The sequence below is a fragment of the Pseudomonas sp. 14P5.3.2 genome (assembly GCF_057799175.1).
Genome location: NZ_JBYOKU010000018.1, coordinates 102,827 through 126,557 on the forward strand (window position 1 = coordinate 102,827; position 23,731 = coordinate 126,557).

The following is a 23,731-nucleotide window of genomic DNA, read 5'->3' on the forward strand; positions in this document are numbered from 1 at the left end:
CCTTGCCGGGCTTTTGTTCTTCGACGAGCCAACAACCTGGTTCACCCCCCAAAACCGCAAGTGAACCGTCAATCAAGTGCTACGTTTCTTACTCTGTGACCACACTCGGCGAACCGAGGTTGGCCAGGCGCACGCTGTTCTGCACCTGGGCGATTTCACCCGGCGAACCGATCGGCCCCAGGCGTACCCGGTGCAGGGTCTGCTGATTGCGCACGATCGAGCTGATGAACACCGGAGCGCTCACCATCCCGCTGAGCTTCGACCTCAGGAGTTCTGCAGCGTCCGGGTTGGCGAACGCGCCCACCTGCAGATACTGGCCAGACGCTGGTGCAGAAGCGTTTTTTTTTGCGCTGATCTGTACAGGTACAGTGTCAGAGGCATGTTGCTGCGGCGGCGGGGTCCACTGTTCGATGGTACCGGCCGAGGCCGTGATCACCGGGGCGCTATTCTGCGCGACTTGCGGCTCGTTGAGCATCAGAGGCGCCGGACGGCCCTTCGCGGCCCACCATTGCTGCGGATCGATGCCTTCGACCTTGACCCGCGCGGTGCCGATTTCGGCATAACCGAGCTTCTTCGCGGCCGCGTAGGACAAGTCGATGATCCGGTCCGAATAGAACGGCCCGCGATCGTTGACCCGCAGGATCACGCTCTTGTTGTTGTCCAGGTTGGTCACCCGAACGTAACTTGGCAGTGGCAGAGTCTTGTGGGCGGCACTCATGCCGTACAGGTCATACACTTCGCCGTTGGCGGTGTTCTGCCCGTGAAACTTGGTGCCGTACCAGGACGCCGTGCCCGAGGCGACGTAGGTCTTGGATTCCTGCAACGGGAAATAGGTCTTGCCCAGCACGGTGTACGGGTTGGCCTTGTACGGGCCGGTGTGCAGGGTCGGCGTGGCATCCGGGATCCGCGAAACGTCGACATCCCACCAAGGCGCGCCGTCTTTGTGGGCGCGGTTGATGTCCAGCCCCGGCTGCGCACGCACGGCGGTGGAAGAGGTCTTCTGGGTCGGCGCGCGGCTGGTCGAACAACTGACGACCAGTACCGCCAACGCAGCGAAAGCCACCAGCTTCAGGGGTTTATTGATAGGCAATGCCCGCATTACTTGACGCCCCGTGCTTTTACCAGCTCTTCAGACAGTTGATATACGGCCATGGCGTACATCACGCTGCGGTTATAACGCGTGATCGCGTAGAAATTCTTCAGGCCCATCCAGTATTCAGGGCCGTTATCGCCTTCGAGGCGAAATGCAGTAACCGGCATATCATCGCGCAGCGCATCATGACTTGACCAGCCCAGCGCCCGCAACTCTCCAACCGTCTTCGTCGGCTCGATGCCGGTGGTCAGGCCTTCATCGACCTGCTCGCCGCGCACATCGGCGCGGCTGACCACCGGTTCCCCGGCGACCCAGCCATGCCGTTTGAAGTAACTGGCAACGCTGCCGATCGCATCGTCCGGATTGGTCCAGATATTGATGTGACCGTCACCGTCGAAATCCACCGCATAGGCGCGAAAGCTGCTCGGCATGAATTGCGGCAGGCCCATCGCCCCGGCGTACGAGCCTTTGAGGGTCAATGGATCAACTTGTTCTTCACGGGCCAGCAGCAGGAACTCACGCAATTCCTTGCGGAAAAATTCGGCACGGGGAGGATAGTCGAAACCGAGCGTGGACAACGCATCAATCACCCGGTAATTGCCGGTATTACGTCCGAAAAAGGTCTCGACGCCGATGATCGACACGATGACTTGTGCCGGCACGCCGTATTCCTGCTCGGCACGGGCCAGTACGGCCTCGTGCTGGCGCCAGAAGTCCACGCCACGGGCGATGCGCGCGTCGGTGATGAACATCGGGCGATATTCTTTCCACTGTTTGACCCGCTCGGCGGGCTTGGAAATCGCGTCAAGAATCGCCTGCTTGCGCTGGGCCTCGCGAAACACCGCCATCAGTTGCTCACCGGCAAAACCGTAGTCGCGGGTCATTTCACCGACGAATTCGGCCACCTGCGGTGAGCCTTCGTAATCGCCGGCCAGCGCTTCCTGCGCGCTGCCAAGGATGCCGACCAGGCCGACCCACGGCGCGTAACGAGTCGCCCAGCTGCGCATGACTTGCATTGAACTCTTCACCTTATTCAAACCTGTGCGATCCACTTGCGATGCGTATGAATCGACATCAAAACCCCAAACGCTGACAGCAGTGTCACCAGCGAAGTTCCTCCGTAGCTAATGAACGGCAACGGCACCCCCACCACCGGCAACAGGCCACTGACCATACCGATGTTGACGAAAACATAAACAAAAAACGTCATGGTTAACGCGCCGGCGAGCAGTTTGCCGAACAGCGTCTGCGCCTGGGCGGTAATCACCAGCCCGCGACCGATCAACAGCAGATAGATCAGCAGCAGCGCGCAGATGCCCACCAGACCGAACTCTTCGCCGAGGACGGCGATGATGAAGTCGGTGTGGCTTTCCGGCAAAAAGTCCAGGTGCGACTGGGTGCCCAGCAGCCAGCCCTTGCCGAACACACCGCCGGAACCGATCGCGGCTTTCGACTGGATGATGTTCCAGCCGGTGCCGAGCGGATCGCTTTCCGGGTCGAGGAAGGTCAGGATCCGCTGCTTCTGGTAGTCGTGCATGATGAAGAACCACATGGCGATCGCCACCGGTACGGCGGCGGCCAGCACGCTGAGGATCCAGCGCCAGCGCAGCCCGCCCATGAACAGCACGAACGCGCCGCCGGCCAGAATCAGCAGCGACGTACCAAGGTCGGGCTGGCGCACAATCAGAATGAACGGCACACCGATCAGCAACAGGCTGATGCCCACATGCTTGAGCTGCGGCGGCAGTGTGCGCTTGGACAGATACCAGGCAATTGTCGCCGGCATCAAAATCTTCATGAATTCCGAGGGCTGGAAGCGGATCACCCCGGGGATGTTGATCCAGCGCGTCGCGCCCATGGCGTTGTGGCCCATGATGTCCACCACCATCAGCAGCACCACGCCGACCACGTAACCGAGCGGCACCCAGCGCGCCATGAAACGCGGTTCGAACTGGGCGATGACGATCATCGACACCAGGCCGATGCCGAACGAAGTGGCTTGTTTGCCCAGCAGATCCCAGCTCTTGCCGCTGGCCGAATACAGCACGAACAGACTGCCTGCGGCGAGAATCAGCAGCAGGATCAACAGCGGGCCATCGATATGCAGACGTTGCAGCAGCGTCGCGCGGCGACGCATCACATCCTCGCTGGAGAGCATGCGATCAAAATTATTCATCACGGGCCGTAGCCTCCGCACTGATAGGACCGGCGTATTCGGCCTTCAACCGACCATCCTGGTCCAGAAGCCAGGCATCCATGACCTGACGCACCACTGGCGCGGCGACACCCGAGCCGGACTCACCGTTCTCGACCATCACCGAGACCACGATTTTCGGGTTGTCGGCCGGGGCGAAACCGACGAACAAGGCGTGGTCGCGGTGGCGCTCCTGAACCTTGGAGCGGTCGTATTTCTCACCTTGTTTGATCGCGACCACCTGAGCGGTACCGGACTTGCCGGCGATGCGGTATTGCGCACCGATCGCCGCCTTGCGCGCCGTACCCCGGGCGCCGTGCATAACCTGCTGCATGCCGTGGTTGACCTTGGTCCAGTCCGACGGGTCGCGCAGGACAATATCCGGCATCGGGTTTTCGTCTACCGGTTTGGCGCCTTCGATGGTCTTGGCCAGGTGCGGCCGGTTCCAGATGCCTTTGTTGGCCACCAGCGCCGTAGCCTGCGCCAGTTGCAACGGGGTGGACTGCATGTAGCCCTGGCCGATCCCCAGAATCAGGGTTTCGCCCGGGAACCACGCCTGTTTGCGCGTCGCGCGTTTCCACTCGCGGGACGGCATCAGGCCGGGGGATTCTTCGAACATGTCCAGCGAGACCTTCTGGCCGATGCCGAACTTGTTCAGGTAGGCCGACAACCGATCGATGCCCAGCTTGTGCGCCAGGTCGTAGAAGTAGGTGTCGTTGGAACGCATGATCGCCGTGTCGAGATCGACGAAACCGTCACCGGTGCGGTTCCAGTTGCGGTACTTGTGATCGTAGTTGGGCAGCATGTAATAACCGGGGTCAAACACCCGGCTCGACGCTGTCACCACACCGGCATCGAGACCGGCAATCGCCACCGCTGGCTTGATCGTCGAACCCGGCGGGTACAGACCGCGCAGCACCCGGTTGAACAGCGGCCGGTCGATGGAATCGCGCAGCTCGGCATAGGCCTTGAAGCTGATGCCGGTGACGAAGAGGTTCGGGTCGAAACTCGGCTGACTGACCATCGCCAGCACTTCGCCGGTGTTCGGATCGAGCGCAACCACCGCGCCACGGCGCCCGCCCAGCGCGGCCTCGGCCGCTTCCTGCAGTTTGATGTCCAGGCTCAGGACGATGTCCTTGCCGGGAATCGGATCGGTACGCTTGAGCACGCGCAATACGCGGCCTCGGGCATTGGTCTCGACTTCCTCGTAACCCACCTGCCCGTGCAATTCCGGCTCGTAGAAACGCTCGATGCCGGTCTTGCCGATGTGGTGAGTGCCGCTGTAGTTGACGGGGTCGAGGGTCTTCAGCTCTTTCTCGTTGATGCGCCCCATGTAACCCACCGAGTGCGCAAAGTGCGCGCCCTGCGGGTAGTGGCGCACCAACTGCGCAACCACTTCCACCCCAGGCAGGCGGAACTGGTTCACCGCGATCCTGGCGATCTGCTCTTCGGTCAGCTCGAACAGGATCGGCACCGGCTCGAACGGCCGGCGCCCCTGACGCATGCGCTTCTCGAAGATCACCCGGTCCTCGGGCGTCAGCTGCAGCACTTCGACGATCACGTCAAGCACTTGCTGCCAGTCGCCGGAACGCTCGCGGGTCATGCTCAGGCTGAAGCTCGGGCGGTTGTCCGCCACCACCACGCCGTTGCGGTCGAAGATCAAGCCGCGGGTCGGCGGAATCGGCTGCACGTGGACGCGATTGTTTTCCGAGAGCGTCGAGTGGTACTCGTACTGGATCACCTGCAAGTAGTACAGCCGCGCAATCAATACGCAGATCAACAGCATGACCGCAATGGCCCCGAACACGACGCGGCTACGCACCAGGCGGGCGTCCTTTTCGTGGTCCTTGATGCGGATCGGCTGAGACATGAGGGCAGGACTACTTGTGGTAAGGGTGACCGGACAGCACGGTCCAGGCACGGTACAACTGTTCGCCGATCAGGATCCGCACCAGCGGGTGCGGCAAGGTCAACGGCGACAACGACCAGCGCTGATCGGCGCGGGCGCAGACTTCCGGCGCCAGCCCTTCGGGGCCGCCGACCATGAAATTGACCGTGCGCGAATCCAGCCGCCAACGGTCGAGTTCGACCGCCAGCTGCTCGGTACTCCAGGGCTTGCCGTGGACTTCCAGCGTGACGATCCGCTCGTTCGGCCCGACCTTGGCCAGCATGGCTTCGCCTTCCTGACGGATGAAACGGGCCACGTCGGCGTTCTTGCCACGGGTATTGAGCGGAATTTCCACCAGTTCCAGCGCCAGCTCGGACGGAAGACGCTTGGCATATTCATGCCAGCCTTCTTCCACCCACTTGGGCATGCGTGAACCGACGGCGATCAGTCGCAGTCGCACAGCAATCCCTTACAGCTGGTCTTTGTTGAGCTTGGTGAAATGCTCGTGGGTGTTTTCCGGGCTGTGGTGTCTGGCGTCTGCCGCACGGCTTTGCTCGGCACCGGCCCACAGGCGTTCCAGGTCGTAGAACTGACGCGCCGAGGCAGTCATCATGTGCACGATCACCAGGTCGAGGTCGAGCAGCACCCAGTCGCTGTCGCCCTTGCCTTCTTCGCCCAGCGGCTTGGCGCCCTGCTTTTTCACTTCTTCACGGACCTTGTCCAGCATCGCGTTGATCTGGCGATTGGACGTACCGGTAGCGATGATCATGTAGTCGGTGATGCTCTGCTTGTCGCGAACATCGATGATCTGGATGTCTTGTGCCTTGACGTCTTCCAGGGCGGCCACGGCAACCTTGACCAGTTCGTCGCCTTTCAGCGGCTCGTTGGTGTTGGCCACTTCCGGCAGCGGCGCGCTCTTGAACGTGCCTTTACGCTTAACTTTGCTTACATCTTTGTCAGTCATATAAAACTCGTTTTGCTCATGTATTCGGCGGCTTGGCGATACGTGGATTCGTATCAGTGAAGCACGCCTTGTTCAGTTCGACGCACGGTACAGACCGTGCGCATCGATGTAGGCCAGGACCGCGTCGGGCACCAGGAAACGTACCGACTTACCGCTGGCCAGCAGTTGACGGATCTGGGTGGCGGAAACCGCGAGCGGTGTCTGCCAGACGAATGCAATCTGTCCGCTCGGCCCTTTCAGGGCCAGCGGGTCGCTCACCGAACGCGCTGCCAGCAGGTTGCGCAAGGCATCCGGCGGTTCGCTGTCGGCGTCCGGGCGCTGTAGCACCAGGATGTGGCAATGCTGGAGCAACTCTTCCCAGCGGTGCCAAGTGGGCAGGCCGCAAAATGCGTCCCAGCCCAAAAGCAGAAAAACCTGGGTCTCGGCGGCCATTTCGGCACGCATCAACTCCAGGGTATCGATGGTCCAGGACGGCTTGTCCCGCTGCAATTCGCGGGCGTCCACCACCAGCGGCGGCACTCCGGCCACCGCGCATTCAACCATTGCCAGCCGATCCTGCGCCGACACCTGCGGCGTATCGCGATGCGGCGGCCGGGCGCTGGGCATCATGCGCAGCTCGTCGAGCGCCAGCGCTTCGGCGACTTCCAGCGCACCGCGCAAATGGCCGATGTGCACCGGATCGAACGTGCCGCCCAGTACGCCGATGCGCCGGGGTCGGAGTTCGCTGTCAGGCAGCGGCGCTGTCAGGTCGAGGTCGGTCAAGTCAGACCGTCGCCTGGCCGCGCAACTGGCCATCACCGACCACGATGTACTTCTCGCAGGTCAGTCCTTCGAGGCCCACCGGGCCACGGGCGTGCAGCTTATCAGTAGAAATGCCGATCTCGGCACCCAATCCGTATTCGAATCCATCGGCGAAGCAGGTCGGGGTGTTGATCATCACCGACGCCGAGTCGACTTCCGCGACGAAACGCCGGGTGTCCGCAAGGTTTTCGCTGACGATCGAGTCGGTGTGATGCGAGCCGTAATGGTTGATGTGTTCGATGGCCTGGTCCAGTCCGTCGACCACGCGGATCGACAGGATCGGCGCCAGATACTCGGTGCTCCAGTCGTCTTCGCTGGCCGGCACCGCGTCGATGAGCGCCCGGGTGCGTTCGCAGCCACGCAGCTCGACGCCTTTTTCGCGGAACTGGGCTGCCATCGACGGCAGGAAATCCTTCGCAACACTTTGATCGACGAGCAAGGTCTCCATCGCGCCACAGATGCCATAACGGTAAGTCTTGGCATTGAAGGCGATGCGCTGGGCTTTCGCCAGATCCGCGTACTCGCTGACATACACGTGGCAGATGCCGTCCAGATGCTTGATCACCGGCACGCGCGCATCGCGACTGATGCGCTCGATCAGGCCCCGGCCACCGCGTGGCACGATCACGTCGACGTATTCGGGCATGGTGATCATCGCGCCGACGGCGGCGCGATCCGTGGTTTCGACCACCTGCACCACGGCTGCCGGCAACTCGGCCTCGGCCAGACCGCGCTGGATGCAGGCGGCAATCGCCCGGTTGGAATGAATCGCTTCGGAGCCACCGCGCAGGATGGTCGCGTTACCGGACTTCAGGCACAGGCTGGCGGCATCGATGGTCACATTGGGTCGGGATTCGTAGATGATCCCGATCACGCCCAGCGGCACGCGCATCTTGCCAACCTGAATGCCGGACGGACGAAAGCTCATGTCGCGGATCGCCCCGACCGGGTCCGGCAGTGCCGCGACCTGGCGCAGGCCGACGATCATCCCGTCGATGCGTGCCGGGGTCAGTTCCAGACGTTCCAGCAAGGCCGGCTCCAGACCATTGGCGCGACCGGCGGCCAGATCCCGCTCATTGGCTGTGGCCAGCTCGGCGCGCGCGGCGTCCAGCGCATTGGCAGCTGCCTGCAGGGCGCGGTTTTTCTGCGCGGTGCTGGCACGGCCGATGACCCGGGAAGCTTCGCGGGCGGCGCGACCCAATCGGGTCATGTAGTCAAGAACGGACTCAGTCATGGTCTGCTGGGGTCTTGGCAAAGAGGAAAGCGGCAGATTATAGCTGTCGCGTCCCGGGACTAACAGCGGTGACAGGCGGATGGTCGAAATGGACTGCAATTTGCCGACGTTCAGCCGTAATTAAGCCTCGGATTGCTATCATCACGACCTCTTCCGCCTGGATAAACCTCGTTTGCCATGTCCAACCTGACCGTTCGCGCCACCGCCGAGCGCCTGCCACTGGGCCTTCCGGACGCTTTTTTCGACCGTGACGCGCAAGTGCTGGCCCGCGATCTGCTCGGCAAAGTCATCCGCCACCGAGTCGGCGATCTGTGGCTCAGTGCCCGGATCATCGAAACCGAAGCCTATTACTGCGCGGAAAAAGGCAGTCATGCATCGCTCGGCTACACGGAAAAGCGTAAGGCTTTGTTTCTGGACGGTGGGCACATCTATATGTACTACGCCCGGGGCGGCGATTCGCTGAACTTCAGCGCCCAAGGGCCAGGCAACGCGGTGTTGATCAAGTCCGCCTACCCGTGGGTCGATGAAATCAGCGGGCAGGCGAGTCTGGCGCAGATGCTGCTGAACAACCCTGACACTCAGGGTCGGCCGCGCCCTTCGCAAAAACTTTGCGCCGGACAGACGCTGCTGTGCAAAGCGCTGGGCCTGAAAGTACCAATGTGGGACGCCAAGCGTTTCGATCATGAACGGATACTGGTGGAAGACACCGGGCCGGCGCCGTCCCAGATTATCCAGACCACCCGTCTGGGCATCCCCCATGGCCGCGACGAACACCTGATGTACCGCTTCGTCGACGCCACGTACGCCCAATGGTGTACACGGAACCCGCTGCGCCGGGGCCAGGTCGAAGGTCGCGATTATTTTTTGCTGTCCTGAAGTGACGGATTTGAAATAGATGAAATCCCCCTGTGGGAGCGGGCTTGCTCGCGAAGGGGCCGTGTCAGGAGCGGATAAGTTGAATGACACAGCGCATTCGCGAGCAAGCCCGCTCCCACAGGGGAACTGAGTGCTGTTGAAAGTAGCCTGCACCCTTTGGGGCCAATTGAAGATTTGATGGAGTTGCTTGTATGGGCCCATGGCTCGATAGCGTGACCGGGTGGCTCGCCGCCAATCCGCAGTGGCTGGCCGCTGCGGTGTTTATCGTCGCATTCGTGGAGTGTCTGGCGATTGCCGGAATTATCGTGCCCGGCACTGTGTTGTTGTTTGCCGTGGCCGTACTGGCCGGCAGCGGCGCACTGTCGCTGAGTGAAACCTTGCTGCTGGGCTTTCTCGGCGGGATTCTGGGCGATGCGGTGTCGTATTACCTGGGCCGGCATTTCCACCAGAACATCCGCCGTTTGCCCGGCCTGCGCCATCACCCGGAATGGATGGCCGGGGCCGAAACCTACTTCCAGCGTTACGGCATTGCCAGCCTGCTGGTCGGCCGTTTCATTGGCCCGCTGCGGCCAATGCTGCCGATGGTCGCCGGCATGTGCGACATGCCCTTCCCACGCTTCGCCGCCGTCAGTCTGCTGGCCGCTGCCGGCTGGAGCGTCGCCTACCTGCTGCCGGGTTGGGCCACCGGCGCGGCAATCCGCCTGCCATTACCGGAAGGTTTCTGGCTGCAAGCCGGGATCGTCGCCGGCAGTATCGCGGTGATGGTCGGCCTGAGCGTCAACAGCAGCCTGCGTCAGCATCGCCGCGCCACGCTGTGGATCAGCAGCATGAGTCTGTTGATTCTGCTCGGCCTGTTCGTCGGCTATCCGTATCTGAGTGCGCTCGATCAGGGTGTGATGACGCTGGTGCAGGAGCACCGTCAACCCGTGCTGGATGAGATTGCGGTCACCTTCACACTGATCGGTGAGTTCCGCAACATGTTCGTGTTCAGTGCATTGCTGACCGGCCTGCTGTTGCTGTGCAAGCAATGGCGACAGGCTATTTTCGTCGGCGGCACACTGCTGTTCACGGCGCTGGCAAACACCGCGACCAAGCAATTCTTCGCTCGTGTTCGACCGGAAGTTCTGACCGAACCGCTGACCAGTTTCAGTATGCCCAGCGGCCATGCGTCAGGGTCGTTTGCGTTGTTCCTGACCCTCGCCGTGCTGGCCGGACGCGGACAACCGCCGCGCATGCGCCTGACGTGGCTGCTGCTCGGCTGTATTCCGGCCATGGCGATTGCGCTGTCACGGGTGTATCTGGGCGCGCACTGGCCGACCGATATTCTGGCCGGGGCGATGCTGGCAGCGTGCGTCTGCGCTGCGGCCTTGTGGCTGAGCCAGCGCAACACGCCGCTCGAACCCATGCCGCAGAAAGTCTGGTGGCTGGTGCTGCCGGCACTGGTCGCACTGTTCGGCTTCTTTGTTCTGCGGCATTTGCCGCATACGATGCTGCGCTACGCCTACTGACGCTCAGGCGAACAACTCGCCCTGCAGTTCATCAAGCAGCGCCTGGATCGCATCCAGCCGCTGCTGCGGATCGTCGAGTTGCAGCAGGTCGATCTTGTCCTCTTCGGCGAACGGCAGCAGATACGCCAGTTGATTGGCCAGTGACTGCTGGCCCAACGCCTCAGTGCCCATGTTCAAAGCCTCGACCATCGGGTGTTCGGCCAAGGCCTTGAGCAGCGCCACCAGATCGGCGTCTTCGTCCTGCAGCGGTTGCTCCGGCTCATCGTCCAGCCACTCGACGTCAGCGAGTATCAACTGATCACGCTGCACTTCAGTGTGCAGCACCTGAAAACGCCGCCCACCCTGCACGCGAATCCCCAGCAGACCATTGTCCTGTTGCTGGAAATCGGTGATCCGCGCCTCGCAGCCGACCAGGGCAAAGCCTTCTGGCGCAACGCCAACTTCGTGGCCGTCAAGGATGCACACCACGCCGAAACCGCCGCCCTGTTTCATACAGCGGCCGATCATGTCCAGGTAGCGCGCCTCGAAGATCTGCAAGTCGAGGTTGCAGCCGGGAAACAGCACTGTGTTGAGCGGAAAAAGCGGCAGACTCATAGACATTTCCTTAGACCACCATCGACACCGCCAACGGCAGGAACACCGCCGTGGCCACGCCCATCAGACTCATCGCCAGCGCCGCGAAGGCGCCGCACTCATCGCTTTCCTGCAACGCCACCGAGGTGCCGACCGCATGCGCGGTCATGCCCAGCGCCATGCCACGCGCCTCGGGGCTGTGGACACCGAGCCGGGTCAGCATGGCCGGGCCGAAGATCGCCCCGATCACCCCGGTGATCAGCACGAACACCGCCGCCAGCGCCGCGACGCCACCGATCTGCTCGGCCACCAGCATCGCAATCGGTGAGGTCACCGACTTCGGCGCCATGGTCATCAGGATCATATGATCGGCACCGAACCACCATCCCAGCAAAACCCCCATGCCGGTGGCAACCACCCCGCCTATCACCAGCGTAGTAAAAATCGGCCAGAACAATTGGTGGATGCGTTTGAGGTTCAGATACAGCGGCACCGCCAGTGCCACCGTGGCGGGGCCCAGCAGAATGCTGAGGATCTCGGTGCTTTTGCGGTACTCGGCGTAAGTCAGGCCACAGCCGACCAGCACGCCGATCACCAACAGCATGGAGACCAGCACCGGTTGCAGAAAGATCCAGCGGGTTTTCTCGAACGCCGCCAGCACCAGTTGATAGGCACCGAGGGTGATGCCAATGCCGAATAGCGGATGATGGATGACCGAAGCCCAGGCCCCTTGCCAATCGAAGAGCATCACGACTCCTCCGAGTGCGGCGCATGGCGCTTGACCAGCCGTTGCATCAGCACCCCGGCGAACGCCATCGAGAGAATCAGCGACAGCACCAGCGCACCGACAATCGCCCAGAAGTCGGCGGCAATCGCCGAGGCATACACCATCACGCCCACCGCCGGTGGCACCAGCAGCAACGGCAGATAGCGCAGCAGGCTGCCGGCGGCAAGGTTCAGCGGTTCAGCGACTTCGCCGCGAATGATCAGGAACACCAGCAACAGCAGCAGGCCGATGATCGGCCCCGGCAGCACCGGCAGCAGCAAGTGGTTGAGCGCGGTGCCGAGCAATTGGAACAGCACCAGCATGGTCAGGCCACGTAACAACATCCGACATCCCCTGTGAAAAAGCCCCCCCGCATTATAAGCACGCCGGCGCTATGCATCGGCATTCGCCAAAAGCATGGTCGGTTGACCGGAGCAAATCGCCATGTTGATCTACAGTGGTTCGCAGGGCGGTCAAATCCCCCACCTGAAAAACTATAAAACCGATGAACCCAAGGAGAGTCTCAATGCCCTATGTTCCAGTTGCAGAGCTCAAAGATTATGTCGGCAAGGAACTCGGACGTTCCGAATGGCTCACCATCGATCAGGAGCGCATCAACCTGTTCGCCGAAGCCACCGGGGATTATCAGTTCATCCATGTCGATCCGGTCAAAGCCGCGCAAACGCCTTTCGGCAGCACCATTGCTCACGGTTTCCTGTCGCTGTCGCTGATCCCGAAACTGATGGAAGACATCCTCGTGCTGCCGCAAGGCCTGAAGATGGTGGTCAATTACGGCCTGGACAGCGTACGTTTCATCCAGCCGGTGAAGGTCAATTCGAAAGTTCGCCTGAAAGTCGATCTGGCCGAAGTGACCGAGAAAAAACCTGGTCAATGGCTGCTCAAGGCCACCGCGACACTGGAGATAGAAGGCTCGGACAAACCGGCCTACATCGCCGAACCGCTGTCGCTCTGCTTCGTCTAAGTGCCCCGGATGCGAAGCGGCTCACGCTGTTTCGCGTTCCCTCTCTATATATGCGACACATAGCTGCGGCATACTCGGTCGCCTAATTGCCCGGATCCCGCTATGCGCCCACTCGCTTCTCTTGCACCCATTGCCCTGACCCTGATGCTCACCGCTTGCGGCGACGGCGAATCGCTGTTGCCCCCGGACGCACGGCTGCCGGACGGCGGACGCTATCGCGGCGAACTGGTCAACGGTTTGCTGCAAGGTCAGGGTCGCGTCGACTACCCCAACGGCAGCTGGTACGCCGGCCAGTTCGACAAGGGTCAGTGGCATGGTCAGGGCGAGTGGCACGGCAGCAACGGCGAGGTCTATCGCGGCCAGTTCCAGCAGGGACTGTTCGACGGTCAGGGCAGCCTGACCACCAACGCCAGCAGTTACACCGGCGGTTTCAAGCAGGGCCGCCGCGATGGCGAAGGCACGCTGAAAGAAAACGCCATGACTTACCGAGGCGAGTTCAAGGCTGACCAGTATTCCGGTCTCGGCCGCCTGGAAATGGACGACGGCAGTTCCTATCAGGGCCAGTTCGCCCACGGCAAACCTAACGGCGAAGGCCAGCGCGGCGACTCTAGCGGCAATACATTCAGCGGCCACTTCGTCAACGGCCAGCTCGAAGGCAATGGCACCTTCAACAGTGCCGATGGCGACATCTATGTCGGCGGCTTCAAGAACAGCCAGCTGCACGGCAAGGGCCGCTATGAAAACGCCGACGGCGACGTATGGCTCGGCCAATTCAAGGAAGGCGCACTGACCGGCAAGGGTGAACTGATCGGTGCCGACGGCAGCCATTACGTCGGCTACTTCAACGACTGGCGCTTCAGCGGACAGGGCCGTTTGAACCTGGCCGACGGCAGTTTCTACATCGGCGAATTCGACAGCGACAGCTACGCCGGGCGCGGCACTCTGGTGCTGACCGACGGCACCGTCCTCAGCGGCACCTGGATCAACGGCCAGCGCGTACGTGACGCCGACGGCAAGCTGTTGCCGGACACCCTCGAACTCGGCCTGCTGGCCCAGGGTCGTCTGCTGGACGAGGCGCTGGCCGCCGTGCCCGCCTCAACGCCTGCGGTGGAGTTGTACACCCTGACCCTCGGTGGCGACGGCAAGCAAAGCGTGTTCCTGCGCGAGTCAGATTATGTCGCCAACATGCTCTCCACGCGGTTTGGTGCCTATGGACAAATCCGCCTGGTGAACCATCGCGACCATCTCACCGACCGACCGATGGCCACCCGCGAAAACCTGCGCCGCGCCGCGCAGACCCTGGCCGAGCGCAGCGGCCCGGAAGATCTGGTGTTCATCTACCTGACCAGCCACGGCACCGCCGAACACGAACTGGTGCTCGACCAGCCGCGCATGGAACTGGCCGACCTGCCCGCCGACGAACTTGCCACGGTGCTGGCCCCGCTGAAAAATCGCGACAAGGTGATCGTGATTTCCTCGTGCTATTCCGGCGGTTTCATCCCCGCGCTGAAAGATGAGCGCACCCTGATCATGACCGCCTCGCGCGCCGACCGCGTGTCGTTCGGTTGCTCGGAAGAAGCCAACTTCACCTACTTCGGCGACGCCTTGTTCGCTCAGGCACTGAACCAGACCGATGATCTGGAGCAAGCGTTCAAACTGGCCAAGGCCACCGTCGCCGAGCGCGAACTGGCGGACAACTTCGAAGCCTCGGAGCCGCAGATCTGGGCACCGAAAACCGTACTGGCGCACTGGCAACTGCTGCGTAAACAGCAAGCGAGAAAAGCGTTGCAGAGTGCTGCATTGAACGACGGAGCAACAAACAGCAACTAAGCTGAACAGTATCAAGGGAGAAACACTATGTACTTGACGCCTCAGCACGTTTTGCTTGCCGGAGCCACCGGACTGACCGGTGAGCATCTGCTCGACCGTTTGCTCAACGAGCCGACGATCACCCGCGTGCTCGCGCCGTCCCGCCGGCCGCTGGCGGAACATCCGCACCTGGAAAACCCGGTGGGCGACCCCCAGACCTTTCTGCCGCAACTGAGCGGACGCGTCGATATCGCCTATTGCTGCCTCGGCACCACGATCAAACAGGCTGGTTCCGAAGCCGCGTTCCGCGCGGTGGATCTGGACATGGTCGTGGCCTTCGCCAAACGCGCACGGGAGATGGGCGCGCGGCACTTGATCGTGATCAGTGCGCTGGGCGCCGATCCGAAATCGTCGATTTTCTACAACCGGGTCAAAGGCGAGATGGAGCAGGCATTGCGCGCGCAGGACTGGCCGCAACTGACCATCTGCCGGCCATCCCTGTTGCTGGGAGATCGCACCGAGCCGCGTCTGGGCGAACAGCTGGCCGCGCCGTTTTCCAAGCTGATTCCCGGCAAGTACCGCGGCATCGAAGCCTGCCAACTGGCCCGGGCGATGTGGCGTCTGGCGCTGGAAGAACAGGATGGGGTGCGGGTGGTTGAGTCGGATGAGTTGCGCAAGCTCGGCAAATAGTTTTGTGGTGTCTGGGCTGGCCTCTTCGCGGGCAAGCCCGCTCCCACAGTAGTCTTCAGCGAACACAGATTTAGCGCACGACTCAATCCCTGTGGGAGCGTGGCTTGCCCGCGAATGGAGTGCGCAGCACTCCCCTACAACCCGCCAGTCGCCTGAAATCCCACGCCAAGCACGGTCAGCAAAGACAACGGCAACAGCAGCGTATCGAGCAACGCACTCGCCGGCAGATCCACGCCCGGATAGCTCGGCGCCTCAGCCCCGAAGCGATCCATCGCGCAGCACCCGCCATTCATCGCATACAAATCCAGGCGCGTCCCGGAATACACCACCGGCGCCCCCGGTTTGGCCGCATCCAGCGTGCGCGCGGTGGCGCAGCCGGCCAGTTGCAGGGCCAGCATCATTGCCAGCAGCTTATTCATCGCTGCTCAGATGATGTTCGCCCCAGCGCGGCAGCATGTCCTGCGGAATGCCCAACAGATTGAGAATCCGCGCGACGACGAAATCGATCAGGTCATCAATGGTCTGCGGCTGGTGATAGAAGCCCGGCGAGGCCGGCAGGATGGTCACGCCCATGTTCGACAGCTTGAGCATGTGTTCCAGATGAATGCTCGAATACGGCGCCTCGCGTGGCACCAGAATCAACTGGCGACGTTCCTTCAAGGTGACGTCCGCCGCGCGCTCGATCAGGTTGTTGCACGCGCCCGTGGCAATCGCCGACAAGGTACCCGTGGAACACGGCACCACGACCATCGCCGCCGGCGCGCCGGAGCCCGAGGCTACCGGCGACATCCAGTCTTCCTTGCCGTACACACGGATCTGCCCGGCGGCCGCCCCGGTGTATTCGGTGAGGAACGCCTGCATCATCTGCGGCTTGGGCGGCAGCGTGACATCGGTTTCGGTGGCCATCACCAGTTGCGCAGCCTTGGAAATCAGGAAGTGCACTTCGCGATCTTCACGCACCAGACAATCGAGCAGGCGCAATCCGTACTGCGCGCCGGACGCGCCGGTCATCGCCAGCGTAATGCGTTCCGGACCGCCGTTCTGGGAAAAAGTGTTCATTGCAGCGCCTCGGCGAGCTTGCCGTGCAGGCCGCCGAAGCCGCCGTTGCTCATGATCACCACGTGAGTGCCAGGCTGGGCCTGACTCTTCACGCGTTCGATGATGCCTTCGAGCGAATCGCTGACAATCGACGGCACGCTGCACAGCGCAGCGGTGGCCGCCAGATCCCAACCGAGATTGGCCGGTGCGTACCAGATCACCTGATCGGCATCGACCACGCTGTCCGGCAGACCGTCACGGTGCGCGCCGAGCTTCATCGAGTTGGAGCGCGGCTCGATGATCGCGATCAACGGGGCGTCGCCGATGCGCTTGCGCAAGCCATCGAGGGTGGTGGCAATGGCGGTCGGGTGGTGGGCGAAGTCGTCGTAGATGGTGATGCCGCGCACTTCGGCGACTTTCTCCATCCGGCGCTTGACGTTCTTGAATGCGCTCAACCCGGCGATGCCCATCGACGGCACCACACCGACATGCCGCGCCGCTGCCAGCGCAGCCAAGGCGTTGGCGACGTTGTGCTGACCGGTCAGCTCCCATTCGACAGTGCCCTGGGACACGCCCTCGAACATCACTTCGAACGCCGAACCATCGTCCTTGAGCAACCTGACCTGCCACTGACCGCCGACGCCGGTGGTTTGCACCGGGGTCCAGCAGCCCATTTCGATCACACGCTGCAGGGCAGGCTCGGTGGTCGGGTGGATCACCAGACCTTCGCTCGGGATAGTGCGGACCAAGTGGTGGAACTGCCGCTCGATCGCCGGCAGATCGGGGAAGATGTCGGCGTGATCGAACTCAAGGTTGTTGAGGATCGCCGTGCGCGGACGGTAGTGGACGAACTTCGAACGCTTGTCGAAGAACGCGCTGTCGTACTCATCGGCCTCGATCACGAAGAACGGCGTACCGCCCAACCGCGCCGACACCGAGAAGTTCTGCGGCACGCCGCCGATCAGGAACCCCGGGCTCATGCCGGCGTGTTCCAGCACCCAGGCGAGCATGCTGCTGGTGGTGGTCTTGCCATGAGTACCGGCAACCGCCAGCACCCAGCGCCCTTGCAGCACGTGATCGGCCAGCCATTGCGGGCCGGAGACGTAGGGCAGACCTTTGTTCAGCACATATTCCACCGCCGGGTTGCCGCGGGACATGGCGTTGCCGATCACCACCAGATCCGGCGCCGGATCGAGCTGGGCCGGATCGTAGCCTTGGGTCAGCTGAATGCCCTGGGCCTCAAGCTGCGTGCTCATCGGCGGATAGACGTTGGCGTCGGAGCCGGTCACGTGATGGCCCAGCTCTTTGGCCAGAACCGCCATCGAGCCCATGAAAGTCCCGCAGATACCCAGAATATGAATGTGCATAGTCGACCTCGTAAAACATGGCCGCAGGTTAGCGCAGGGAGGGGGAAATCGCACCTTGTGTTTCGCCTGCGCCGACGCCTTCGCGAGCAAGCCCGCTCCCACAAGGATGGCGCTAATCCTTTGGGAGCGGGCTTGCTCGCGAACGGCGCGACGCGGTTTAACGGGAGATCGCGTGCTTACGCAGCTTTCTATAGAGGGTGTTGCGGCTGACCCCAAGCTGCTCCCACAAGGATGGCGCTAATCCTGTGGGAGCGGGCTTGCTCGCGAATGGCGCGACGCGGTTTAACGGGAGATCGCGTGCTTACGCAGCTTTCTATAGAGGGTGTTGCGGCTGACCCCAAGCTGCTGCGCGGTCTGGGTCATATGCCAATGTGTCTGTTCCAGCGCGTTGAGTAGCGCCACACGTTCAGCGTCTTCCAGCGGATGCTCGGACTCAACCGACTTCAGCTCCAGCGTCGGCCGCGCCTGCCGAATCATCGCCGGCAAATCCTCCAGCCCGATCCGCCCCTCATCGCACAACGCCGCCAATGTGCGCAGGACATTGCGCAACTGCCGCACGTTGCCCGGCCAGTTGAAGGTCAGTAACGCCTGACGCGCCGGTTCGTCGATCACAATCACTTCGCCATCCGCCTCCTCGGCCAGCAGGAAATCCAGCAACTGCGACTTGTCGCTGCGCTCACGCAACGCCGGCAACGCGACCTCCAGGCCATTGAGCCGGTAATACAGATCTTCGCGGAAACTGCCGTCCGCCACGCGCTCCAGCAGATTACGGTGAGTGGCGCTGATGATCCGCACGTTGACCGCTTCCGGCTCGCCGCCGATCGGCACCACCTGCCGGTCTTCCAGCACCCGCAACAAACGGGTTTGCAGCGCCAACGGCATGTCACCGATTTCATCCAAAAACAAAGTGCCGCCATCGGCCTGCTGCAGCTTGCCGCGCATGCCGTCCTTGCGCGCACCAGTGAAACTTCCGCCGCGATAACCGAACAGTTCGCTCTCGATCAGGCTTTCGGGGATCGCCGCGCAGTTGAGGGCGACGAAGGCTTTGTTGGCGCGCTGGCTGGCGTGATGCACAGCCTTGGCAAAGGCTTCCTTGCCCGAGCCGGTTTCGCCATTGATCAGCAGCGGCACGTCGCGTTCGAATACCCGCAGCGCCTTGCGGAAATCCGCTTGCAGTGCAGCGTCGCCGAGGCAAATGTTCGCCAGTGGCTGAGCCTTGGCCACCACCGGGGCCGGGGTGATCGGCAGCGGCTTGCGTGATTCGCCGCGCAACAAGGCAAACAGATGCCGCCCGTCGCGGGTGCGCAGTGGCCAACTGGCGCTGGCATTGGCGCTGGCACGACCGAGCAGCTCATCCAGCGAACAATCGAAAAACGCTTCCACCGGTTTGCCGAGCAAACCACCGCGAATATGCCCCAGCAGATTCAACGCACTCTGGTTGACCGCGCTGATCCGCCCTTCCCCGTCAAACGCCAGCAGCCCTTCGCTGAACAGGCCGACCGATTCGGCCTGCAGATGGAACCGCAGCAGCCACTGATTATCGAAGCAACGCAGGAAATAGCAGCTCTCGATCATCTTCGCCGACAGATTGACCAGTGCCATGGTGTGGAACTGGCTCTGCCGCGAGACGTCATGGCGCGCCGAGGACACGTCGAGCACCGCCAGCAGTTCGCCGTGCGGGTCGAACACCGGGCTCGCCGAGCAGGTCAGGCCGGTGTGGCGGCCGCGAAAGTGTTCGTCCTGATGGATGGTCAGCGCCTGGCGTTCGACCAGGCAGGTGCCAATGCCGTTGGTGCCTTCGCAGGCCTCGCTCCAGTCGGCGCCGAGCCAGAGCCCGGCCCGTTCGAAAATCTTGCGCTCGGCGGGTGCGGTGACGCAGTTGAGGATCACCCCGCGCGCATCGGTCAACAGCACCGCATGACCGGCGCCGGACAGCTGCTGATGCAGGCTGCTCATTTCATTGCCGGCGATCTGCAGCACCTGTTGCAGGCGTTCGCGACTTTCGAGCACGCGTCCGTGCTCAAGCACGGTGGGCGCCATGGTCAGGGCCGGATCGAGGTGATAGTCCTCAAGACAGCGCAGCCACGAACGGGCAATCGAAGGGTCGGCACCGGGCCCGTGCAGGTGCGGCTTGCCCTGTGTGACGGTGAGTACCTGTTGGGCGTGGCGACTCAAATGGTTGTCGTGCATTTCTTATTATTCTCCCCGAAAGGTCGACCCTTTCAGACTACCAACACTGACCTGTGGCGAGGGAGCTTGCTCCCGCTCGAGTGCGAAGCGCTCGCCAAAGCATATGAGCGGTAAACATTTCAGGACTGCTGCGCAGCCCAGCGGGAGCAAGCTCCCTCGCCACAAAAATCAACCGCTGGGCGATTGGCAGTCAGCATCCTCCAGCCATCGGCGCATTGCAATGCTGGCGAGACTGCTCGGTCACAGGCTGTGCCAAAAGCGGTACAAACTGTCACCCGATCTGTACCGAAACCATCACAGGCGCCGTCCGCCCGTCCGACACAAACCACGCAAGGCCTTGATTTGCCTGCCCTGCACGGCAGTGGCCCGACCTTTGCTCTACGCTTATAGCAAGCGCACTTGCGCGTTTCTCTAATAAGTACAAAGCCAAGGAGAACAAATCATGCGTTACGCTCACCCCGGTACTGAAGGCGCCAAAGTCTCGTTCAAGAGCAAGTACGGTAACTACATCGGCGGCGAGTTCGTCGCGCCTGTCAAAGGTCAGTACTTCACCAACACCTCGCCAGTGAATGGCCAACCGATTGCCGAATTCCCTCGCTCCACTGCCGAAGACATCGACAAGGCACTGGACGCCGCCCACGCCGCTGCCGATGCGTGGGGCGCGACCTCCGTGCAGGCGCGCTCGCTGATCCTGCTGAAAATCGCCGACCGCATCGAACAGAACCTCGAACTGCTGGCGATCACCGAAACCTGGGACAACGGCAAAGCCATCCGCGAAACCCTCAACGCCGACATCCCGCTGGCGGCCGACCATTTCCGCTACTTCGCCGGTTGCCTGCGCGCGCAGGAAGGCAGCGCCGCCGAAATCGACGGCAACACCGTGGCCTATCACATTCATGAGCCGCTGGGCGTGGTCGGCCAGATCATTCCGTGGAACTTCCCGCTGCTGATGGCCGCGTGGAAACTCGCTCCCGCACTGGCCGCCGGTAACTGCGTGGTGCTCAAGCCTGCCGAGCAGACTCCGCTGGGCATCTGCGTGCTGATGGAGCTGATCGGTGATCTGCTGCCACCGGGTGTGCTCAACGTGGTGCAAGGCTTCGGCAAAGAAGCCGGCGAAGCGCTGGCCACCAGTAAACGTATCGCCAAGATCGCCTTCACCGGCTCGACCCCGGTCGGCTCGCACATCATGAAATGCGCGGCCGAGAACATCATTCCGTCCACCGTGGAACTGGGCGGCAAATCGCCGAACATCTTCTTCGAAGACATCATGCAGGCCGAGCCGACTTTCATCGAGAAAGCCGCAGAAGGCCTGGTGTTGGCGTTCTTCAACCAGGGCGAAGTCTGCACCTGCCCGTCCCGCGCGCTGGTACAGGAATCGATCTACGACGAGTTCATGGCCGTGGTGATGAAGAAAGTCCTGCAGATCAAACGTGGCGACCCACTGGACACCGACACCATGGTTGGCGCGCAGGCGTCCGAGCAGCAATTCGACAAGATTCTTTCGTACCTGGAAATCGCCAAGGGCGAAGGCGCCGAACTGCTGACCGGCGGCAAGGTGGAAAAACTCGAGGGCAATCTGGCGACCGGGTATTACATCCAGCCGACCCTGCTCAAGGGCACCAACAAAATGCGTGTGTTCCAGGAAGAAATCTTCGGCCCGGTGGTGAGCATCACCACCTTCAAGGACGAAGCCGAAGCCCTGGCGATCGCCAACGACACCGAGTTCGGCCTCGGTGCCGGCCTGTGGACCCGCGACATCAACCGCGCCTACCGCATGGGCCGTGCGATCAAGGCCGGTCGTGTGTGGACCAACTGCTACCACCTGTACCCGGCGCACGCCGCGTTCGGCGGGTACAAGAAGTCCGGCGTCGGCCGTGAAACCCACAAGATGATGCTTGATCACTATCAGCAGACCAAAAACCTGCTGGTGAGCTACGACATCAATCCGTTGGGCTTCTTCTAAAACCCTGGGCAACACAGATGATTCTGTGTTGCCTGTTCAATCGTCTTCGCGAGCAAGCCCGCTCCCACAGGGATCTGTATTCGATCTCAATATTGGGTTCACCACATAAACCTGTGGGAGCGGGCTTGCTCGCGAAGGCGCCCTCAATGACACAACAATAGGCCTGGCCGCTCTGGCACGGCCCTTGCGTACCCGTCATTCAGGATTTGCGCGAAAACTGCCGCTGCGTGAACAGCATCCATCCACCCAACCACTGCACCCGAAAGTCCAACAGATCGAACAATAAAAAACAGAGAGGACTTATGACTTCCACCACACAGCTCAAACCCACACTCGGCACCCTGCATCTGTGGGGCATTGCCGTCGGCCTGGTGATTTCCGGCGAATACTTCGGCTGGAGTTACGGCTGGGGCACGGCCGGCACCCTCGGATTTCTGGTCACGGCGCTGATGGTCGCGACCATGTACACCTGCTTCATCTTCAGCTTCACCGAACTGACCACCGCGATTCCCCACGCGGGCGGGCCGTTTGCCTACAGCCGCCGTGCGTTCGGCGAAAAAGGCGGATTGATCGCCGGGATCGCCACGCTGATCGAATTCGTCTTTGCCCCACCGGCCATCGCCATGGCCATCGGCGCCTACCTCAACGTGCAATATCCGGGGCTCGATCCGAAAATCGCCGCAGTCGGCGCGTATTTCGTGTTCATGACCCTGAACATCCTCGGCGTCAGCATCGCCGCCACCTTCGAACTGGTGGTCACCGTGCTGGCGGTCGCCGAACTACTGGTGTTCATGGGCGTGGTCGCGCCGGGCTTCAGCTTCAGCAACTTCGTGCTCAACGGCTGGTCGGGTGCCAACGAGTTCACCCTGGGCTCGATCCCCGGAATTTTTGCCGCGATCCCGTTTGCCATCTGGTTCTTCCTCGCCATCGAAGGCGCCGCCATGGCCGCCGAAGAAGCCAAGGACCCGAAACGCACGATTCCCAAGGCGTACGTCAGCGGCATCCTGACCCTGGTGTTTCTCGCCATCGGCGTGATGGTGATGGCCGGCGGCGTCGGCGACTGGCGCCAGCTGTCGAACATCAACGATCCGCTGCCGCAGGCGATGAAAGCGGTGGTCGGCAACAACTCATCGTGGATGCACATGCTGGTGTGGATCGGCCTGTTCGGCCTGGTGGCGAGTTTCCACGGGATCATCCTCGGTTACTCGCGACAGTTCTTCGCCCTCGCCCGCGCCGGTTATCTGCCGAAAAGCCTGGCCAAGCTATCGCGCTTCCAGACCCCGCATCGGGCGATTCTGGCCGGTGGGGTGATCGGCATCGCGGCGATCTACAGCGACGGTCTGGTCAATCTGCAAGGCATGACCCTGACCGCAGCGATGATCACCATGTCGGTATTCGGCGCGATCGTGATGTACATCATCAGCATGCTCAGCCTGTTCAAACTGCGCAAAACCGAACCGAACCTGGAACGCACCTTCCGCGCCCCGGGCTATCCGGTGGTGCCGGCGATTGCGCTGTTCCTGGCGGTGGTGTGCCTGGTGGCGATGGCGTGGTTCAACACGCTGATCGGTTGTGTGTTCCTTGGATTCATGGCCGCTGGCTATCTGTACTTCCAGCTGACCGCCAGGCAACGCGCCGAAGCCCCGGCAGACGCTATGCTCGAAGGTATCTAGTTGCACCGGCACCGGGCTCATCGCCCGATGCCCGCTATATAAAAGTGCATGAAGATCCCTCTGTGGAAGCGGGCTTGCTCGCGAAGGCGGTGGGTCAGGCAACAAAAAAGGGGGTTTAAGAA

Annotated in this window: 23 protein-coding genes; 7 read left to right on the top strand and 16 right to left on the bottom strand. The window is 62.0% G+C overall.

What is annotated here, in order from left to right:
- Positions 1-88 precede the first annotated feature (88 nt).
- The 8 genes from AC27VU_RS16550 to AC27VU_RS16585 form a co-directional block, all read right to left on the bottom strand.
- Entirely contained in the window at positions 89-1,099 is a 1,011-nt protein-coding gene (locus AC27VU_RS16550; RefSeq protein WP_103486251.1) for a septal ring lytic transglycosylase RlpA family protein, read from the bottom strand.
- Complete coding sequence (gene mltB / locus AC27VU_RS16555) at positions 1,099-2,109, bottom strand: lytic murein transglycosylase B (protein WP_103486252.1); 1,011 nt, start codon at positions 2,107-2,109, stop codon at positions 1,099-1,101. The genes AC27VU_RS16550 and mltB overlap by 1 nt, the downstream gene beginning before the upstream one ends.
- A 17-nt stretch (positions 2,110-2,126) precedes the next feature.
- On the bottom strand, positions 2,127-3,230 hold the full coding sequence (rodA, locus tag AC27VU_RS16560) for a rod shape-determining protein RodA (protein WP_049827977.1): 1,104 nt from the start codon (positions 3,228-3,230) through the stop codon (positions 2,127-2,129).
- 31 nt (positions 3,231-3,261) lie between these two features.
- Positions 3,262-5,157 (bottom strand): penicillin-binding protein 2, encoded by a 1,896-nt coding sequence (mrdA, locus tag AC27VU_RS16565; protein ID WP_003228554.1) that lies wholly within the window; start codon positions 5,155-5,157, stop codon positions 3,262-3,264.
- Positions 5,158-5,167: 10 nt separating this feature from the next.
- Positions 5,168-5,635 carry a 23S rRNA (pseudouridine(1915)-N(3))-methyltransferase RlmH gene (gene rlmH / locus AC27VU_RS16570; RefSeq protein ID WP_003185785.1) on the bottom strand — a complete coding sequence of 156 codons (468 nt, stop codon included), beginning with the start codon at positions 5,633-5,635 and terminating at the stop codon, positions 5,168-5,170.
- Positions 5,636-5,644: 9 nt separating this feature from the next.
- Positions 5,645-6,139, bottom strand: coding sequence for a ribosome silencing factor (gene rsfS / locus AC27VU_RS16575; RefSeq protein ID WP_003228555.1), 495 nt, complete (start codon positions 6,137-6,139; stop codon positions 5,645-5,647).
- Between the two features lie 72 nt (positions 6,140-6,211).
- Entirely contained in the window at positions 6,212-6,934 is a 723-nt protein-coding gene (gene nadD / locus AC27VU_RS16580; RefSeq protein WP_103486254.1) for a nicotinate-nucleotide adenylyltransferase, read from the bottom strand.
- Entirely contained in the window at positions 6,903-8,174 is a 1,272-nt protein-coding gene (locus AC27VU_RS16585; protein ID WP_488724463.1) for a glutamate-5-semialdehyde dehydrogenase, read from the bottom strand. Before AC27VU_RS16585 ends, nadD begins: the two co-directional genes overlap by 32 nt.
- Before the next feature lie 177 nt (positions 8,175-8,351).
- Between AC27VU_RS16585 and AC27VU_RS16590 the strand changes: the two genes are divergently transcribed.
- Complete coding sequence (locus AC27VU_RS16590) at positions 8,352-9,050, top strand: DNA-3-methyladenine glycosylase (protein ID WP_488724464.1); 699 nt, start codon at positions 8,352-8,354, stop codon at positions 9,048-9,050.
- 191 nt (positions 9,051-9,241) lie between these two features.
- Entirely contained in the window at positions 9,242-10,558 is a 1,317-nt protein-coding gene (locus AC27VU_RS16595; RefSeq protein ID WP_003228566.1) for a bifunctional DedA family/phosphatase PAP2 family protein, read from the top strand.
- A 3-nt stretch (positions 10,559-10,561) separates the two neighbouring features.
- On the opposite strand, the gene AC27VU_RS16600 is transcribed toward AC27VU_RS16595, so the two are convergent.
- Genes AC27VU_RS16600 through AC27VU_RS16610 form a run of 3 tightly spaced genes read right to left on the bottom strand, consistent with a single transcriptional unit; the run spans position 10,562 to position 12,241 of the window.
- A complete protein-coding gene (locus AC27VU_RS16600; protein WP_003228568.1) occupies positions 10,562-11,152 on the bottom strand; it encodes an LON peptidase substrate-binding domain-containing protein in 591 nt (196 codons plus the stop codon).
- Between the two features lie 10 nt (positions 11,153-11,162).
- On the bottom strand, positions 11,163-11,879 hold the full coding sequence (locus tag AC27VU_RS16605) for an LrgB family protein (protein ID WP_488724465.1): 717 nt from the start codon (positions 11,877-11,879) through the stop codon (positions 11,163-11,165).
- Positions 11,879-12,241, bottom strand: a complete 363-nt coding sequence (locus tag AC27VU_RS16610) for a CidA/LrgA family protein (RefSeq protein ID WP_103486260.1) — start codon at positions 12,239-12,241, stop codon at positions 11,879-11,881. The genes AC27VU_RS16605 and AC27VU_RS16610 overlap by 1 nt, the downstream gene beginning before the upstream one ends.
- A gap of 182 nt (positions 12,242-12,423) precedes the next feature.
- Between AC27VU_RS16610 and AC27VU_RS16615 the strand changes: the two genes are divergently transcribed.
- The 3 genes from AC27VU_RS16615 (at position 12,424) to AC27VU_RS16625 (ending at position 15,378) form a co-directional block, all read left to right on the top strand.
- The gene (locus AC27VU_RS16615; protein WP_003228575.1) at positions 12,424-12,879 is read left to right on the top strand and encodes a MaoC family dehydratase; all 456 of its coding nucleotides are present in this window, start codon (positions 12,424-12,426) and stop codon (positions 12,877-12,879) included.
- Positions 12,880-12,981: 102 nt separating this feature from the next.
- Positions 12,982-14,709, top strand: coding sequence for a C13 family peptidase (locus tag AC27VU_RS16620; RefSeq protein ID WP_003228577.1), 1,728 nt, complete (start codon positions 12,982-12,984; stop codon positions 14,707-14,709).
- Positions 14,710-14,736: 27 nt separating this feature from the next.
- The gene (locus AC27VU_RS16625; protein WP_488724466.1) at positions 14,737-15,378 is read left to right on the top strand and encodes an oxidoreductase; all 642 of its coding nucleotides are present in this window, start codon (positions 14,737-14,739) and stop codon (positions 15,376-15,378) included.
- Between the two features lie 134 nt (positions 15,379-15,512).
- On the opposite strand, the gene AC27VU_RS16630 is transcribed toward AC27VU_RS16625, so the two are convergent.
- The 5 genes from AC27VU_RS16630 to AC27VU_RS16650 all read right to left on the bottom strand — a co-directional run bounded on the left by AC27VU_RS16630 (position 15,513) and on the right by AC27VU_RS16650 (position 19,973).
- Entirely contained in the window at positions 15,513-15,797 is a 285-nt protein-coding gene (locus AC27VU_RS16630; RefSeq protein ID WP_488724467.1) for a YceK/YidQ family lipoprotein, read from the bottom strand.
- The gene (gene ubiX, locus AC27VU_RS16635; RefSeq protein WP_003228582.1) at positions 15,790-16,437 is read right to left on the bottom strand and encodes a flavin prenyltransferase UbiX; all 648 of its coding nucleotides are present in this window, start codon (positions 16,435-16,437) and stop codon (positions 15,790-15,792) included. The genes AC27VU_RS16630 and ubiX overlap by 8 nt, the downstream gene beginning before the upstream one ends.
- Positions 16,434-17,783, bottom strand: coding sequence for a UDP-N-acetylmuramate:L-alanyl-gamma-D-glutamyl-meso-diaminopimelate ligase (gene mpl, locus AC27VU_RS16640; protein WP_226501057.1), 1,350 nt, complete (start codon positions 17,781-17,783; stop codon positions 16,434-16,436). The genes ubiX and mpl overlap by 4 nt, the downstream gene beginning before the upstream one ends.
- 157 nt (positions 17,784-17,940) lie before the next feature.
- Positions 17,941-18,012, bottom strand: a complete 72-nt coding sequence (locus tag AC27VU_RS16645) for a helix-turn-helix domain-containing protein (protein WP_400507864.1) — start codon at positions 18,010-18,012, stop codon at positions 17,941-17,943.
- Positions 18,013-18,065: 53 nt separating this feature from the next.
- Positions 18,066-19,973: a sigma-54-dependent Fis family transcriptional regulator gene (locus AC27VU_RS16650; RefSeq protein WP_488724468.1), complete on the bottom strand. Its 1,908-nt coding sequence runs from the start codon at positions 19,971-19,973 to the stop codon at positions 18,066-18,068.
- Between the two features lie 442 nt (positions 19,974-20,415).
- On the opposite strand from AC27VU_RS16650, the gene exaC reads away from it, so the two are divergent.
- Complete coding sequence (exaC, locus tag AC27VU_RS16655; protein WP_003228584.1) at positions 20,416-21,936, top strand: acetaldehyde dehydrogenase ExaC; 1,521 nt, start codon at positions 20,416-20,418, stop codon at positions 21,934-21,936.
- A gap of 302 nt (positions 21,937-22,238) precedes the next feature.
- Positions 22,239-23,609 carry an ethanolamine permease gene (eat, locus tag AC27VU_RS16660; RefSeq protein WP_488724469.1) on the top strand — a complete coding sequence of 457 codons (1,371 nt, stop codon included), beginning with the start codon at positions 22,239-22,241 and terminating at the stop codon, positions 23,607-23,609.
- The last annotated feature ends 122 nt before the right edge of the window (positions 23,610-23,731 follow it).

Coding starts and splice junctions, on each gene's coding strand:
- AC27VU_RS16550 (WP_103486251.1), bottom strand. CDS start 1,099: ATGCGGGCATTGCCTATCAATAAACCCCTGAAGCTGGTGGCTTTCGCT.
- mltB (WP_103486252.1), bottom strand. CDS start 2,109: ATGCAAGTCATGCGCAGCTGGGCGACTCGTTACGCGCCGTGGGTCGGC.
- rodA (WP_049827977.1), bottom strand. CDS start 3,230: ATGCGTCGCCGCGCGACGCTGCTGCAACGTCTGCATATCGATGGCCCG.
- mrdA (WP_003228554.1), bottom strand. CDS start 5,157: ATGTCTCAGCCGATCCGCATCAAGGACCACGAAAAGGACGCCCGCCTG.
- rsfS (WP_003228555.1), bottom strand. CDS start 6,139: ATGACTGACAAAGATGTAAGCAAAGTTAAGCGTAAAGGCACGTTCAAG.
- nadD (WP_103486254.1), bottom strand. CDS start 6,934: ATGGCCAGTTGCGCGGCCAGGCGACGGTCTGACTTGACCGACCTCGAC.
- AC27VU_RS16585 (WP_488724463.1), bottom strand. CDS start 8,174: ATGACTGAGTCCGTTCTTGACTACATGACCCGATTGGGTCGCGCCGCC.
- AC27VU_RS16590 (WP_488724464.1), top strand. CDS start 8,352: ATGTCCAACCTGACCGTTCGCGCCACCGCCGAGCGCCTGCCACTGGGC.
- AC27VU_RS16595 (WP_003228566.1), top strand. CDS start 9,242: ATGGGCCCATGGCTCGATAGCGTGACCGGGTGGCTCGCCGCCAATCCG.
- AC27VU_RS16600 (WP_003228568.1), bottom strand. CDS start 11,152: ATGAGTCTGCCGCTTTTTCCGCTCAACACAGTGCTGTTTCCCGGCTGC.
- AC27VU_RS16605 (WP_488724465.1), bottom strand. CDS start 11,879: ATGCTCTTCGATTGGCAAGGGGCCTGGGCTTCGGTCATCCATCATCCG.
- AC27VU_RS16610 (WP_103486260.1), bottom strand. CDS start 12,241: ATGTTGTTACGTGGCCTGACCATGCTGGTGCTGTTCCAATTGCTCGGC.
- AC27VU_RS16615 (WP_003228575.1), top strand. CDS start 12,424: ATGCCCTATGTTCCAGTTGCAGAGCTCAAAGATTATGTCGGCAAGGAA.
- AC27VU_RS16620 (WP_003228577.1), top strand. CDS start 12,982: ATGCGCCCACTCGCTTCTCTTGCACCCATTGCCCTGACCCTGATGCTC.
- AC27VU_RS16625 (WP_488724466.1), top strand. CDS start 14,737: ATGTACTTGACGCCTCAGCACGTTTTGCTTGCCGGAGCCACCGGACTG.
- AC27VU_RS16630 (WP_488724467.1), bottom strand. CDS start 15,797: ATGAATAAGCTGCTGGCAATGATGCTGGCCCTGCAACTGGCCGGCTGC.
- ubiX (WP_003228582.1), bottom strand. CDS start 16,437: ATGAACACTTTTTCCCAGAACGGCGGTCCGGAACGCATTACGCTGGCG.
- mpl (WP_226501057.1), bottom strand. CDS start 17,783: ATGCACATTCATATTCTGGGTATCTGCGGGACTTTCATGGGCTCGATG.
- AC27VU_RS16650 (WP_488724468.1), bottom strand. CDS start 19,973: ATGCACGACAACCATTTGAGTCGCCACGCCCAACAGGTACTCACCGTC.
- exaC (WP_003228584.1), top strand. CDS start 20,416: ATGCGTTACGCTCACCCCGGTACTGAAGGCGCCAAAGTCTCGTTCAAG.
- eat (WP_488724469.1), top strand. CDS start 22,239: ATGACTTCCACCACACAGCTCAAACCCACACTCGGCACCCTGCATCTG.